Annotated in this window: 11 protein-coding genes; 8 read left to right on the top strand and 3 right to left on the bottom strand. The window is 53.4% G+C overall.

Annotation, left to right across the window (positions count from 1 at the left end; genetic code table 11):
- Window positions 1-191: 191 nt before the first annotated feature.
- Window positions 192-1,208, top strand: a complete 1,017-nt coding sequence (locus tag MKY74_RS02820; protein ID WP_076173126.1) for a phosphodiester glycosidase family protein — start codon at window positions 192-194, stop codon at window positions 1,206-1,208.
- Between the two features lie 31 nt (window positions 1,209-1,239).
- Window positions 1,240-2,316 carry a bifunctional glycosyltransferase family 2/GtrA family protein gene (locus tag MKY74_RS02815; protein WP_076173224.1) on the top strand — a complete coding sequence of 359 codons (1,077 nt, stop codon included), beginning with the start codon at window positions 1,240-1,242 and terminating at the stop codon, window positions 2,314-2,316.
- Between the two features lie 132 nt (window positions 2,317-2,448).
- Here MKY74_RS02815 and MKY74_RS02810 read toward each other — a convergent pair whose 3' ends face one another.
- Window positions 2,449-3,141, bottom strand: coding sequence for a hypothetical protein (locus tag MKY74_RS02810; protein WP_076173125.1), 693 nt, complete (start codon window positions 3,139-3,141; stop codon window positions 2,449-2,451).
- Window positions 3,142-3,432: 291 nt separating this feature from the next.
- Here MKY74_RS02810 and MKY74_RS02805 point away from each other — a divergent pair, with 291 nt between their 5' ends.
- Entirely contained in the window at window positions 3,433-4,218 is a 786-nt protein-coding gene (locus tag MKY74_RS02805; protein WP_076173124.1) for a hypothetical protein, read from the top strand.
- A gap of 79 nt (window positions 4,219-4,297) precedes the next feature.
- On the opposite strand, the gene MKY74_RS02800 is transcribed toward MKY74_RS02805, so the two are convergent.
- Window positions 4,298-8,350 (bottom strand): endo-1,4-beta-xylanase, encoded by a 4,053-nt coding sequence (locus MKY74_RS02800; protein WP_076173123.1) that lies wholly within the window; start codon window positions 8,348-8,350, stop codon window positions 4,298-4,300.
- Window positions 8,351-8,730: 380 nt separating this feature from the next.
- Here MKY74_RS02800 and MKY74_RS02795 point away from each other — a divergent pair, with 380 nt between their 5' ends.
- Window positions 8,731-9,618, top strand: a complete 888-nt coding sequence (locus MKY74_RS02795; protein ID WP_076173122.1) for an ADP-ribosylglycohydrolase family protein — start codon at window positions 8,731-8,733, stop codon at window positions 9,616-9,618.
- Between the two features lie 70 nt (window positions 9,619-9,688).
- On the opposite strand, the gene MKY74_RS02790 is transcribed toward MKY74_RS02795, so the two are convergent.
- Window positions 9,689-10,843, bottom strand: a complete 1,155-nt coding sequence (locus tag MKY74_RS02790) for an epoxide hydrolase family protein (protein WP_076173121.1) — start codon at window positions 10,841-10,843, stop codon at window positions 9,689-9,691.
- A gap of 147 nt (window positions 10,844-10,990) precedes the next feature.
- On the opposite strand from MKY74_RS02790, the gene MKY74_RS02785 reads away from it, so the two are divergent.
- The 4 genes from MKY74_RS02785 (at window position 10,991) to MKY74_RS02770 (ending at window position 15,166) form a co-directional block, all read left to right on the top strand.
- Window positions 10,991-11,932, top strand: coding sequence for a helix-turn-helix transcriptional regulator (locus MKY74_RS02785; protein WP_076173120.1), 942 nt, complete (start codon window positions 10,991-10,993; stop codon window positions 11,930-11,932).
- Between the two features lie 199 nt (window positions 11,933-12,131).
- A complete protein-coding gene (locus MKY74_RS02780) occupies window positions 12,132-12,578 on the top strand; it encodes an Hsp20/alpha crystallin family protein (protein WP_076173119.1) in 447 nt (148 codons plus the stop codon).
- Between the two features lie 365 nt (window positions 12,579-12,943).
- Window positions 12,944-14,332, top strand: coding sequence for an FAD-dependent oxidoreductase (locus tag MKY74_RS02775; protein ID WP_076173118.1), 1,389 nt, complete (start codon window positions 12,944-12,946; stop codon window positions 14,330-14,332).
- A gap of 357 nt (window positions 14,333-14,689) precedes the next feature.
- Complete coding sequence (locus MKY74_RS02770) at window positions 14,690-15,166, top strand: SgcJ/EcaC family oxidoreductase (protein WP_244169343.1); 477 nt, start codon at window positions 14,690-14,692, stop codon at window positions 15,164-15,166.
- Window positions 15,167-15,199: the final 33 nt, after the last annotated feature.

Genomic DNA, 15,199 nt, shown 5'->3' with positions numbered 1-15,199 from the left:
CTCTTTTTAAAAAAATATTTCCCTACATATACGCTTCGAACCAAGATGAGGCCATGCCGCTCTATGGCCACCTTCGTCAGATCCCCGCTTTTTGCACCATTCCATCAGCTTCATATCCCATTTAAGTTCCATTTAAATATTCGGGTTTACTCTAGGGCTATCCCATTACAGCCACAAGGAGTAAATCATCCATGAACAATAAGAAAAAGAAGTCCAAGCGCATTCTGCTCATCAGTCTCACGCTGTCCATTGCCACAGTCGGCGGCATCCTGTACGGGCTGGCCGACCGGTATTTGATCCCGCATGTGGAGGAGGTTGTTGCCCAGCCCAGCACGGCAGCAGCCGTATCGTCGACCGCTTCCGGCAGGCAGTCGGCGGGTACAACGAAAACAGCTGCTGCGAATACATCGACGAATACAGAATCTGCGGCATCCACGGCCCCGGCGGTAAACGCAACCTCTGACGATTGGAACTACAAGAGCGATAACGTCGATATTTCGATCAAGCAAGTGGAGACCGGTACAGGTGCAGATAAAATGACGTATTACGTCGCCGATGTTCAGCTGAAGAGCGCGTCCAACCTCCGGACAGCCTTCGCGAATAATTCCTTCGGCCGTAACATTACCGAGCATACCTCGGAGATCGCCTCCGCCAACAATGCCATTCTTGCCATCAACGGGGACTATTACGGGTTCCGGAATGACGGCGTCGTCATCCGTAACGGCACCTTATACCGTGATGAGCCTGCGCGTGACGGGCTGGCGCTGTTCGGTGACGGCACGATGAAATCGTATAACGAGGAGGAGGTTTCCGCCGAGGATTTGCTTGCCCAAGGGGTAACGAATACCTTTTCGTTTGGACCGGTTCTGGTGAAAGACGGCACCGCGGTGCAGGACTTCGATAACGTCAAAATCGATACCAACTTCGGCAACCGCACGATCGACGAGGCCAATCCGCGGACGGGGATCGGCATCATTTCGCCGAATCACTACGTGTTTGTCGTGGTGGACGGGCGGCAGCAGAATTACAGCCGGGGCGTGACGCTGAACGAGTTTGCGAATCTGTTTGAGGACCTGGGAGCAACCGAGGCCTACAACCTCGACGGCGGCGGTTCATCGACCATGTACTTTATGGGCCGGGTCGTCAACAGTCCTGGGGGCAAAGGCCAGGAGCGCGGCGTCAGCGACATTATTTATGTTGGCGAATAACGGACCGACGAAGCTGAAGGAGGCTACCGACATGACAACCGTATTGATTCCGGCCTATGAGCCTGACGAGAGACTGCTGCAGCTGATTGCTGACCTAAAAGCGGCTTGCCGCTGCGGGATCGTCGTGGTCGATGACGGCAGCGGTGAGGCCTATGGGGAGCTGTTTCATTCGGCTCGCCAGGCCGGCTGCATCGTGCTGACCCACGACCACAACCTTGGCAAAGGGCGGGCCTTGAAGACCGGCTTCGCCTTCCTGAAGAAGGCGGGTGAGACGGGAGGGATCGTCTGCGCGGACAGCGACGGACAGCACCTTCCGGCCGATATCGTCCGGATTGCCGCGGCGGTCGACGAGCATCCGGACCATATCGTGCTCGGCTGCCGGCATTTTACCGGCAGGGTACCGCTGCGAAGCCGGTTCGGCAACCAAGCGACACGCTTAGTTTACACCCTGACGACCGGCCGCTTCGTCATGGATACGCAGACCGGCCTTCGTGGCTTCTCGTCAGCGATGCTGGACTGGCTGTGCAGCATTCCGGGCGACCGTTTTGAGTATGAAATGAACATGCTGCTGCAGGCACGCGGAGACGGCTACCCGATCCATGAGGTGCCCATTGATACCGTCTATTTGGAAAAGAACAAGTCGTCTCATTTCCGCCCGGTTGCGGACTCCATCCGGATTTATGCCCCTATCCTAAAGTTTTGCTCTTCATCCGTACTCTCGGCGGGACTGGACTTTCTGCTGCTCTTCGTGCTTCAGTTCGTTACCGGCAGCCTGCTGGCCGCCGTAGTCGGTTCGCGGTTGTGCAGCGCCATATTCAATTACGCCATGAACCGGCGATATGTATTTGTGAAAAAGGACGCCCCCCGGCTGATCGAATCGGCTCCGAAATATTTTGCGCTGGTCGCGCTTATTATGGGATTAAATTACGGGTTGTTGATATTGTTCCACGAAATGGTGGGGATTCCGCTTTTCATCGCCAAGCTGCTCACCGAGGGCTCCTTGTTCGTGTTCAGCTACTGGTGCCAGCGCAAATTCGTGTTCCGTTCCCGGTCGCAAGCCGGGGGCAGGCCGCCCAAAGCTTATGTTAAGAGATATAAGAAAGTGTGAGCCTCGCGAAATTCAGGTTCCTCATATCGCAAGAGGTAGTTCCGCTAAATACGGGCCACCGGATTTCTATAAAAAAAGAGCGATCCAATGCGGACCGCTCTTTTTCGTCTATTTATGCTTTTTCGAACAGGTTTAGCTTTTATTAAATTCCTCGTTTAAACGGCTCACGTAATGTTCCAGCACGTAGTCCCTCACAAATTTTTCCTTAGCCTCGCTGTCCTCTTTCCTTTGAAACAGCACGTTCCTTTTCGTTCGTTCCGGCGCAGGCTTGTTAAGCCAGAGCTCCAAGGCCTCGCTCTCCAGCTGACGCTTCACCCTTCGTTCCGTTAGGTGATCCGCCTGTTTCCGGCTCTGGGCCTGAACCGTTGGGGACAAGGACGCCGCCGCTTCGGTCTGCTTCATAAGGAGCTCGGTAAGACGTTCGACTTTTTCCTGCTCACGCTGCAGCAGTTCGAGCAGATGCTGATTAAATTGCTCCTGGTTGTTAAAGCGATCGATCATGGATTTCTCCAATTCGGACAAGGCTTCGGCAAGATTATCGCTCACGCGCTCATCCTTATGGACGCTGGTATCGCTCACGGTCGTGATCGTGGATGACTGGCCCAGCAGCACCTCCTCGACCTGCTCCCCGTTCAGCCCCTTGGAGTATTCGTCACGGATCCGGGCCAGCGCGGGAATAGACGCGGAAGATATCAGATAACTTTTATGCTGCTTTTTCGTATGCAAGTGATGTCCGTGCCGGTCCATGTATCGCCTGATTGTTGGCTGAGGGATTTCAAGCTGTCCCGCCAAATCGGAAACTTTCAGCCATTGCTCATCGCTCATGTGCGCTCACTCTCCCATCATCATACGCTCATAGCTGATATATTCTGGACGCGGGGGGCTTTTTCCTTCGAGCGTGGAGCAATTAGCTCACTCAATCGTTCATGGCTCGGGTGGCTGGACTTCAAGAGCCGGATTATTCTGTCCTCGGCATTCCCGGGGCGTTACTTCTTACGACTAGCAGCGTTTATAGATTAGAGGTTACGATATTTTCAAATCATAACAACCATTTCTTAAATTATATGGAAAATAGAACGTATATCATGATGTGCATCAACTAGCGAAAGTGAGAGGATGGTCATTAACAAGCTCACATTATTTTCGGCTTCGATTTTAATGTTCGGTTTTCTTGTGGGGTGCAGCAAAGATCAGATGATAAACAGTCCCTCAACAGGTACGGAAGCAACAACAGAATCTCGGGTAACAACGAATTCACAACTAGAGAATCATATGAATACGGCGAATCCGTCACTGGATGCGAAATCTTGGTCTTCGGAGAACAAAGAGGTAAAGCTGACGCCGGTTAAGGAAGGGCAATATTCGTATGAATCTGTAGCCGTTGATGTGAATGGTGTGGACAAGGCATTCGACTGGAGCTTTTCGACGATTGAGGACCCGCGGATTTACTATACGGATGTTACGGGCGACGGGAAGGAAGAAGCGGTGATCATCCTTAATAAGGGAAAAGGGACGGGACTGAATATTGATGAATTACATGTACTGAATGGGACGGATCTCTCCGAAATCCAAGTGCAAAGCTACCAGGAGATTGTCGCCGGCCAGATCGAAACGGGGGTTACCCGGAAAAATGATCAGACTTTGTCCATTAAGATAAAGTCACAGGGAAAAGAACATCAATTTGAATATCAGGTTGCCGGTATAAACTTTAAACAGGACAAGCTTAGTTTTGGCGGCGTCGTCTATTATTGGATGAAGAATCAACAAATCGTCACCACGTTAGGTGTGAGCGTTGGCATTTCTCCGCAATACGTAGGCGATTTTCAGATCACCTATAAATTCGATCAAGCAGAAAATAAATTGATTGCAGATCAAATCAGATTTGAACCTGTTCACAGATAAGATGATCTGGGGTTAAAAAAGGAGACACCGGTCAACTAACCGGTGTCTCCTTTCCATTTCAAAACATGACTCCCCAATGCTACAACTTCCAAATCCGATACAAAATGACCGCCGCCTCAGCCCGGGTAAGCGGACCTTGCGGCGTAATCTTACCGTTACTGCCGGTAACGATGCCGGCTTTCACGAGCGCAGCCGCACTATCCTTGGCGTAGCCGGCAATGCTTGCGGCGTCGGCGTATGCGCTCAGGCTTCCGCTGCCCTCAACTGTTTTTCCGGCCGCTGTTAACGCGCGTGCAGTGAGCACCATCATCTCCTGGCGGGTGATCGGGCTGTCTGGCTTGAAGGTACGGTCTGGTAAACCAACCGCAATGCCCAGCTCATTGGCAGTGTTCAACTCGCTACGATTATAAGCGATTGGATCGACATCGCTGAATGCGGTTTTCGGGATGCCTGTACCTTGGAGCTCCAGCGCCCGAACCAGAAGGGCTACGAAGTCGGCCCTTTTGATTATCGCTTCAGGAGAGAAGCGGCCCTCGGACATTCCATGGATGACTCCGCGGGCGGCCATGGCGTCAATGGCTGGCTTGGCCCAAGGGACGTTTTGCAGGTCTGCGAAGGCCGTGGACGCATAGGCGACCGCATAAGTACTGAAATGGTTGGTGTGGAAAACCACCGTTCTGGTGGCGGCATCATAGCGGCCGTTAGGAATAGGGGTCGCCTGGCCCTGGCCGTCGACATACCAAACTACAATCTGATCCGGATGGCTTAATTCCTCAGCAGTCGGCTTGTATGGAATTTCCACCGTCACAGGCGCTGCAGGATTACTCCATTCCAAGGTTCTGCCGCCTGCTGCAAGGCTCAGCTCGATCACCGGACGGCTGCCGATCCGTTCACGATCGGCTGCGGTTAGGTTCAAATGGTCCGTCGAGGCGGTTCCGATGCGAACGGATACTTGCCCGGATAGATCTGTCTGATTGGACAGCATGCCGCTTGGAATTCGAAGAACAGCGGAACCCGTCTTCAGCAGCAGCTCGAAGGATTCTTTTCCACTAAGGCTTTGAGCCGGGAGCTGGACTTCAACGGAACCGGTACCGGGTGGGTTTGCCGCCTCGATCACGATTAGCTTCTTCCCATTGGCGGGTACGGCCGCTTGCTCCAGCGCCTTTTTCAGGTTGTCGGCAGAAATGGTACTCACGGCACGTCCGTCTTGGATTTTCGCTTCCGGCTTGATTGTAACGGCACCATCGGTGCTTATGGTAATCCCGGTTTGCGGGCTGCCGCCGCCGTTGCTGTTATTGCCGCTGCTGTTGCTGCCATTACCGCTTCCGCTATTGCCGCCGTTTCCGTTACTTCCGCCGTTACCACCGTTGTTTCCGCCACCGCCCTCGTTGCCCGAGCCATTGTCGCCCGGATTGGCGGGTTTGCCGGTGAGGGTCAGTACGCCGAACACGGATGGATCCTGGTAGCCGTTGCCGGTCGTGTCGTTCCAGGCGGCGACGCTTTGGCGGGCGCCGTCTTTCGCGTCATTGACCTGGGCGTCGAAACCAAGCTTCAACTGATTGGCTGGCGTTACTGTTTTGAGCGGAATTTTCATTTCTACCGTGTAGTTTGTGCCGGCTGCTTTGGTCGCCGACTCGAAGCCATCTGCGATCTTGGGCGGATTAAAGGAAGTTTCGTTATCAAAGTTAATGCGGAACTGCCCGTCGTCATCCTGGTAGAACGTAGTTTTTGCGTTGTTCTCGTCCAGGAAAACTTCGACGGAGTCCTGCTCCCATGCGTTCGCGCTGGATTTGTCCAGCTGTGTGTCGCTGACCTGGATCAGCACGTACAGGTTGTGGTCGTCCCAGAGCGCTTTGGCTGTGCCCGTCGCGCCCTGCCACGCCATCTGATAGCGGTTGACCGGCATGGCGGCCGCTTGGTTCCAAACCGCGTCGACCGTCCCGTCAATCACCGGCGTGCCGTACGCCGCGATAGATTGGTTGGCATTGCCCGACTCGGGCGGATGCTCCGTAATAAATTTGTCCGGATCAATGACGCCGTAGTATGCCGGCTTGGCTTGAAGATTTTTATCAAACAACAGCGGATTTGATGAAGCTCTCCAGCTTGTACCGTCGTCCATTCCCCAGAAGGTGACCCGGCTGATGTCGGCGGCATGGTCCTTGAATATCTTCATCAATTGCGCGTACAAGTAGCCTTGGGCGTTGGCCAGCTTCTCGGGGAGCTCGTAGTTGCTGCCGGCTTGGATGTCCAGCTCGCTGATGCTGACCTCGACCCCTAAGGAGATGAACTTCTCAAGGGAAAGCTTCACATTTTCCGGATTCGTGTTCACATTGTAGTGCCCCTGCATGCCGACACCGTCGACCAGCTTCTTGCCGGGATGTGCTTCGGCATATCTGTCGTTCATGGCTTTGACCATGTTATAAATGGCCTGGGCCTTATTCTGGTTGTCCTCGTTATAATCGTTGTAATACAGCTTGATATCCCAATCCGGATGATCGTCCAGCACTTCCCTGGCCGCAAGGAACGCCTGCTCGACATAGTCTGGCCCGATCGCGTTATACCAAGGGGATTTGCGCAGCGACGCTTCCCAATCAGCCGGATTTGGCGGGTTGTCGTTCATCGCTTCGTTGACGACGTCCCAGGAAATTACCTTGTCGCCGAAATGCTCCATGACGGTTCGAATATGGGTCCGCAGGTTGACCAGTGCTTCCTCGCGGCTCAGAGGGACCGTGTTACCCTGCGCGTCCTGAGCCGTATTCATCCACGCCGGCGACTGCTGATGCCATACCAGCACATGCCCGTGCATCTGCATGCCTGCAGCCCGAACTTTATCGACCATTGCATCGGCTGCGGTGAACGTGAAGCTGCCCTTCGTCGGCTGCAGCGCATCCGGCTTCATGGCGTTTCCCGCCGTGGCGACGTTGTGATGCATGGTTAACAGCTCCAGCCGTACGCCTTCCAGATCCTCCGCCGAGATGGCGTTTCCGATCAGAAAATCGTTTTGGTACGCGTTCTTGAGAGGGACCAGATCCTTCTGGATTTCGACTGGCGTTGAGCCGGTTTTCTCGAAGCTGATATCGTCGATATAAAAGGAGGCTTCCGCGTTACTCGAACTTTCCACGTAAAGGGTCAAGTATTCGCCACCCACGCTGTTGTAACGGTACGTTCCTTCAAATTGGACCCAGCCGTCATCGGTGCTGATCGTTTTCGGGGCCAGGGTCGCATAATTTGCGCTGCCATCGCTGCCGATCTGGGTGGACAGCTGAATCTGGGAGCTGGCGGGGTTGATTAGCTTGACCCAAGCGGATATTTTATACTCGGCGCCTTTATCCACGTATTTCTCCACACGCAGCGATGGTCCATGCCAGGTAGCGGTCCGTCCTTCCACTTTGAGGGCGTACGCACCGTCCGGTGTGTGGTTGGCTTCATCGGTGACGGTTAGCTTCTCCGTGCCGGATCGGCCTTCAAAGCCACCGGGGGTCTGATCCTCAAAAGTGATCGTGCTGAAAGGCAAGGCAGGATCTCTAGGCAGTTCTTCGTTTCCGCCCCCGCCGGAGTCAGCCTTTTCAGTGATGAGGATGTCGCCTAGGTAGAAGGGGACTGTAGCACCGGCGCTGTTGGATTGAACACGCAGTCGAGTATCGCCGCTGCTGGTATCCAAGGTGAATTCTTTGGTCAACGTAAAATCTTCCCCAGCTTTAAAAGCTGCGCCGGCCAGCCAACCGTAGCTTTTGTCAACGGTTTGAAGATACGCTTGGGCGTCGTCAGGAACGGTGGCTTCAGCGTCCACATATCCTTTAACGGTGATCGTGTAAGTTTTGCCGTTTTTGATTCCTAAGTCGGTGTAGTTGAAATCAGCCGCATCGTAATCGTGGGTACGGTTGTTTACATAAAGAGCGCCTCCATCCTCATTCCCGTCAAAAACTTTGCCAGACACATGTGCGAGGTTGGCGCCTCCCGATTGAACGGCTTTGCCAGTCCCGTTCGCAAAGGTTTCATGGTATACCACCGTTACCGTACCGGCATCCGGCGACTCTGCATCCGCGCTTACATCCGAGGCCAGCCAGCCCGATGGCATGATCAGAGCCGCAGCGATTACGGCCGAAAAGGCTTGTTTCATCCATTTACTCATTCATTGCACTCCCCCTGCGTCAAATGTTATTTATTAAGCGCTTACATTTTTGCTCGGCGAATCCTCCTTTCCCGCCAAGATGATACCATTCGCCTGAAACGCGCGTCTTACAGCAAATGAAAGGAGATATCGTGCTTTTTTTATATAATTCTGAGAGCAGAAGAAAAGGGGAATCACGCGAAGTTCGGTCGGCCGGGCCGCAGGAAGTTCGCTGCATCTATGGAATGGATGATGTAGAATATGCATAGGCAGATTCGGGCAGAGGTGGGGAATTATTGAGGATTTTCTATTCGCTTATCCCACTAGTCTGCACTTGCTATAATCATAACTAATAGAACAGACTTCTTTTCAAATATCTCATTAGAACGCGGGGTGTTGGCATGCAGGACCAAATGCTCGACCGCTTGAAGGGCGGCCTCTTCGGCGTGGCTGTAGGTGACGCGCTTGGCGGAACGACGGAGTTTATGAGTGTCCGGGAAGTAAAAGCCCAGTACGGCTATTTGACGGAGATCATCGGCGGCGGAGTATGGCAGCTTGAACCGGGGGAAGTAACCGACGATACGATGATGACGCTCTGCGTGGCGGAAGGGATTCTGGAAAATCCCGCGGAGCCGCTGGAGGCGATCGGGCGTCATTTTCTCGAATGGTATCAATCGCGGCCCAAGGACATCGGGAACATCATCCGGCATGTGTTTGAAAAATATGAGGGAGATTGGCTCGAAGCCGCTTTTATTGCTCACGCAGACATGGGTCAGAGCGGCGGGAACGGCTCCTTGATGCGATGCCTCCCGGCTGCGCTGGCTTACAACGACCCGGCTGAGGTTGAGCGGGTAACGATCATGCAATCACGCATGACGCATTACGATCCAAGGTGTGCGGAAGCTTGCGTTATTTATAATCGCATTGCCGATCGTCTATTGCGGGGTGAGGACCTAAGCGAAGCCATCTTGGCTGAGATCAAGGGCAGCGAGTATGAAGGAATGATCGAAGACGAACCGGACTGTCCTCCCAGCGGGTTTGTGGTTCATACGTTCCGTTGGGTGCTGCATATCCTGCTTCACGCGACCGACTTCAGCGATGCGGTGCAGCGGGCGGCCAACCTGGGCGGCGATTCCGATACAATCGGAGCGATCGCCGGCGGGTTGGCGGGCATCTATTACGGCTATGAGGGGATCCCGGCGAAGTACACGGATACCATTCTGGTCAAGGATCGGCTAGACCGGGTGGTCTCGCAGCTGTATGCGTTGAGGAATTCATCGTTATCTTAAAAAGAAGCCGCAGCAATAAAAGGGAAAGGGCACCACTCAGGTGCCACCCTACATCTATCCACTTTAACTGTTACAGTACATTCCGAAAAAACGTACGGATGTCCTTGATCATCAGATCCGGAGCGTCGATCGCGGCAAAATGCGTACCCCGCTCGAACTCGCTCCAATGCACGATGCGGTTGCCCTGCTCGGCAAAGTGGCGGATCGCCACATCGGATAACTGGAATACCGCGACACCTACAGGAGTTGGCGACATGTCTTTCGGAGCCCAGGCACCCGGGTCGTGTGCGCCTTCGTAATACATGCGCGTAGAGGAGTTTGCCGTTCCCGTCAGCCAGTACAGCATAAGGTTGGTGAGGAACGTATCGCGGTCCACAGCATCGACCGTATCGCCAAAACCGTTAAACAATTCGCAGGTCCAGGCCAGAAGTCCGGCCGGAGAGTCGTGAAGCCCGTAAGCGAGCGTCTGCGGTCTGGTGGACTGGATCATGTTAAACCCGAATCTTTCCTTCATAAAATGCCCCAATCGACCGACCCGCACCTTCTCGGTATCGGTCAGCGATGCAAATACGTCGTCTTCGATAGCCCCGAACGGTACAAAGCCCATGGTCGCTGCGTTCACATGTACCCCGATGACGCGGCCGGCGGCGATGCGGCCGATTTCCGGTGCGATCATGGCGCCCATATCCCCGCCCTGCACGCCGTACTGCTCGTAGCCGAGGAGCGTCATGAGCGTATCCAGCGCTTGGGCTGCCCGCGATGGGCTCCAGCCCGTATCGGTTGTCGGGCCCGAGAGGCCAAAACCCGGCAGCGAAGGGATGACCAGGTGAAAGGCATCTGCGGCATCGCCGCCGTACGATGTCGGATCGGTCAGCGGACCGACCAGCTCCAGGAATTCCACAGGGGAGCTGGGCCATCCGTGAATGAGCATGAGCGGCACTGCACCCGGCTCGGAGGAACGAATATCAATCGTCGTCATAAATTGAGGATAGCTGTTGAGGCGCTGTTCCTGCTTGGTCCAATCAAAGGAATGCTCCCAGTAAGCCGCCATGTCCTTCACAAGCGAGAGCGGTGCACCGTAATTCCAGCCAGCCCCCGGAAGCTCATCCGGCCAGCGGGTCATGCTCAAGCGCTGCTTGAGGTCCTGGAGCTCGGCCTGCGTCGTTTCCAAGCGGAAGGGGCGGATCGTACCTGGATTGGTTTGACTACTAGCGAACGTTTTCATTTTTAACATCCTCCTTGGGGGTTCTTATGTCTTTATTGTAGGCGCCCCACCTTGACAACAGTATGTCAGCGAGAAATGCATGGATAATGGATATAAAAAGTGATCTTTTTGTGAATCGCCATTTCTTTGACAAAGGAGAGGGGTAGCTTGAAAGTAGAACGGCTGCTTGGCATTACGATGATCCTGCTGAGCCGGCGCAGGGTGAACGCCCAGACCCTTGCCGATAAGTACGAGGTATCGCTGCGCACGATCTACCGCGATCTCGAGACGATTAACGCTGCGGGCATTCCGATTGTGTCCTATGCGGGAACGGACGGCGGATATGAAATTATGGAGAAGTACCGGATTGAGCGGCAGATTGTCACCCTGGAAGACCTGAAATCGATCCTCGTCGCCTTAAAAGGCGTACAAGCTTCCCTGGATGACCGGGAAATGGACGATCTGCTGACCAAAATCAAGGCGCTTGTCGCCAAATCCGAGCAGGACCAAATGGAGGATGAGGGTGAAACGCTCGTGTTTGACACCAACCTGTGGCATGGAGGAGGAATCAAGGACAAGTCAGTCCTCGTTTCGCTAAGGCAGGCGTCAAAGCACCGGTCGGTTGTGTCCTTCCTATACACCAATACGGAAGGGACGGCCGAGCAGCGCGAAGTTGAGCCCATCGGCCTGGCTTGGAAGGGGTACGCCTGGTATTTATACGCCTACTGCCGGACCCGTCAGGATTATCGGACGTTTCGGGTTTCCCGATTGAGCGGCTTAAAGGTTCATCTGGAACAATTTCCGTCCCGCGGCGTGCGCATGGAAGAACTGGATGCAAGGTGGGGCAACCAGGAGACCGGACCTGCCGTTTCACTCCTTCTGCGTTTTAAGCAGCGACTGAGAGTACGGGTGGAGGAGGCTTTTGGCGCTGAGAACGTCGAGATAGAAGCGGACGGATCGCTGCTGGTCCGGGCGAGTTACCCGGATAATCATTGGATGTACGGCATGCTGCTGAGCTATGGGCCGGATTTGCGGGTGCTTGAGCCGGCTTATGTAGCCGAGAGGATCCGGCAGATGGCGGTGCAAACGGTGGGGAATTACGAGGAATAAGGCAGAAAATTTACATACGATTATCCGAAGGTCAAATAAGGTCAAAATAATAATTTTTACGATAAATCCACCATAAAACGAGTCAAATCAGGCTAGAATCGCGTGTAATCAGCTGTCATCGTTTTTGTCTTTTCACACCCACAGGCATATAATAAAGTCGTAAGGTCAAACAAGGTCAAATGGAAAGGGGAAATAAAGCATGTTTGACTTGATTCCTTTTGAAAAACGCAGAGAAGATGCCTTTGGACCATTGGTGAAATCCTTTAACGAAGTGTTCAGCGACGATTGGTTTACATCTTTCAAAGGATCGTTCACGTCCTTTAAGACCGATATCCGAGAAACGGAGCAATCGTATCTGGTGGAGGCGGAGCTGCCTGGTTTTCAAAAAGAAGATATCGAGATCAGCTACGCTGAGCCTTACCTGACGATCAAAGCCGTTCGCAAGGAAGACCATCGCGTGGACAACCAAGACGAACAAGTCATCCGTAGAGAACGCCGCTATGGGGAATACACGCGCAGCTTCTACGTTCCCGATATTCATGCAGACGGAATTAACGCGTCCCTGAAAGACGGCGTACTGAACATGGAAATTCCAAAACAACCTAACCAACGCACCAAACGCATTCAAATTCGCGAAGACATCTAATCATATAGTAAATTGATATGAAGCATCCCGTAGCATCCCGGACGGGGTGCTTTTTGCTTTTATAATGCTTGCGGGATGACCGCATCAGAAGCTGTTCAAGGTAGTTTAGGCAACCAAAAATTATTTTGAGATTTTTTTCACAAACCCCTTGCAAAGGTGAAAGGGAAGGTGTATGATTAAGTCATAAAGAGGTTGTGATATAAATCACAATCAGATCAAGGCAGCTAAATCATCGGAAATATTTTTTTAAAGTATATTGTGCATTATTTCACAAATGAGCAGTGTCCTCCATTCCGCTGCTTATCCATTAAGTTATCCATTCCGTTTCACATTATCCATTTCATTTCCTATAAGGAGGAATTACCATGAAAGTCGCAGTCATTGGATGTACCCATGCCGGAACCGCCGCTGTGAAAAGCATTGCCATGCAGCACCCGGAAGCCCAAATTACGGTGTACGAACGCAACGATAACATTTCGTTCCTGTCGTGCGGCATCGCCCTTCACGTCGGAGGCGTCGTTAAGGACGCTGGCGGATTGTTCTACAGCAATCCGGAAGAACTGGCAGGGCTCGGCGCTGTGACCCGGATGCGGCACGAAGTGCTGGCCGTCGACACCAACGCCAAGACGCTGAATGTCCGCAACCTGGTGACCGGCGAAGAATTTACAGACAGCTATGATAAGCTGGTGGTCACCACAGGCTCGTGGCCGGTTATTCCGAAAATGGAAGGAATCGATCTGGACAATGTCCAGCTGTGCAAAAACTACGCTCACGCGCAGGAAATCATTGCCCGCGCCGCGGATGCAGAGCGCATCACCGTCATCGGCGCCGGGTATATCGGCATCGAGCTGGTCGAAGCGTTCCGCGAGCTTGGCAAGCAGGTCACTCTGATCGATAACATGGACCGTGTCATGGCCAAGTACCTTGACCGCGATCTGACCGACTTGGCCGAGCAGACGCTGAAGGACCGCGGCGTGCAGCTGGCGCTGGGCCGGACGGTGGAAGGCTTCCGCGGCAGCGAAGGCAAAGTGCGCGAGGTGGTCACCACAGACGGCACGTTTGAAGCCGATATGGTTGTGCTGTGCATCGGCTTCCGCCCCGGCACAGATCTGCTGAAGGCCCAGGTTGACATGCTGCCGAACGGCGCGATTATCGTTGACGACTATATGCGCACCAGCAACCCCGATGTGCTGGCCGCTGGCGACAGCTGCGCCGTACGCTACAATCCGACGGGAACGGCGATGTACATTCCGCTGGCCACCAATGCGGTGCGGATGGGCACGCTGGCCGGTATGAATTTAGTGCAGCCGACCGTGCGCTACCAGGGTACCCAGGGAACGTCGGCCATCCGGCTGTTTGACTGGAACATCGCTTCGACGGGCATGACCGAGGCCGGCGCACTTGCTGCAGGTTTGAATGTGAAAACTGTAACAATCCATGAAAACAACCGTCCGGAGTTCATGCCGACCTACGATGATGTCATGCTGAAGCTGGTCTTCGAAGCGGACGGCGGCCGGATCGTCGGGGCCCAGGTGATGTCGAAGGCGGATATGACCCAAGCGGCCAATACGCTGTCGGTATGCATCCAGAACCGGATGACGGTGCAGGAGCTGGCTTTTGTGGACTTCTTCTTCCAGCCGCATTACAACAAGCCATGGAATGTGCTGAATACGGCCGGACTGGCCGCCATGGAGGAAATGAAGAAGGAGCAGACGGCTCCGGAAGCTGCGGTCCAAACGAAATTAGCCGTGTAATGTAATCACCAGTCATTTAATGAATCATTCGAACCACGAGGAATTCCATTCCGGCGGGAAGCGGGATTGCCAGCCTGCTTCTTGCCAACACCATAACTATGCTTGATTCCGGCCCGAAGGGGCCGGGATTTTTTTTGCTTTTTCGCTGACGGAACGGGATGTGCTTTATTATTTTTTTTTTTAAAACCTAAGGTATCTATTGACAAATCACCTCCGGCCGCATATTATCTTAATTAATCAAGATATTATATAAATCAAGATAATTAATGTGTCCAGTTAATGTTAGCGAACCGTTTCTTGAATAGCAAAGAAATCCGCCTAATCAGGTGGCCATTCAATCAAAGGAGATGAAGGAAGATGAACATGAATACAAATCAGGCGCAAGACCGGAAGGAAATTGAGCAGCTGTTTGAAAAGCTGAAATGGGCTTGGGGAAAAGGGGATGGCGAGGCTTACGGGGCATGCTTTACCGACCAGGCCGACTACGTTACTTTTCAAGGCGAGCATCTGAAAGGAAGAAAGGCGATTGCCGATGTGCATCAGGAGCTGTGGAACGGCGTATTGAGAGGGTCTACGCTGGACGGGGAGATTGCAAAAATCGATTTTATTACGCCGGAGCTGGCGATCTTTCACGGACTGGGCGCCGTCAAAATGAGATGGCAGAAGCAGGCGCCAAAGAAACGTGACTCCATTAACACCAATGTGGTTGTAAAGCAAAACGGCGAATGGCGCATCGCCGCGTTTCAGAACAGCCGGATTTCCGGACCGGGTCTGATGCAAAAAATATTCACGAAAATGAGCTCGCGGCGGGCTGTTCAGCAGCAGCTCCGTTGAGACAAGAACAGGAGGATGGCCTGATCGGCGCAT

It is taken from the genome of Paenibacillus sp. FSL R5-0378 (genome assembly GCF_038009285.1).
Lineage (GTDB): Bacteria > Bacillota > Bacilli > Paenibacillales > Paenibacillaceae > Paenibacillus_AQ > Paenibacillus_AQ favisporus.
The sequence above is the reverse complement of the archived record's forward strand: the minus strand, read 5'-3'. Positions and strand labels throughout refer to the sequence as shown.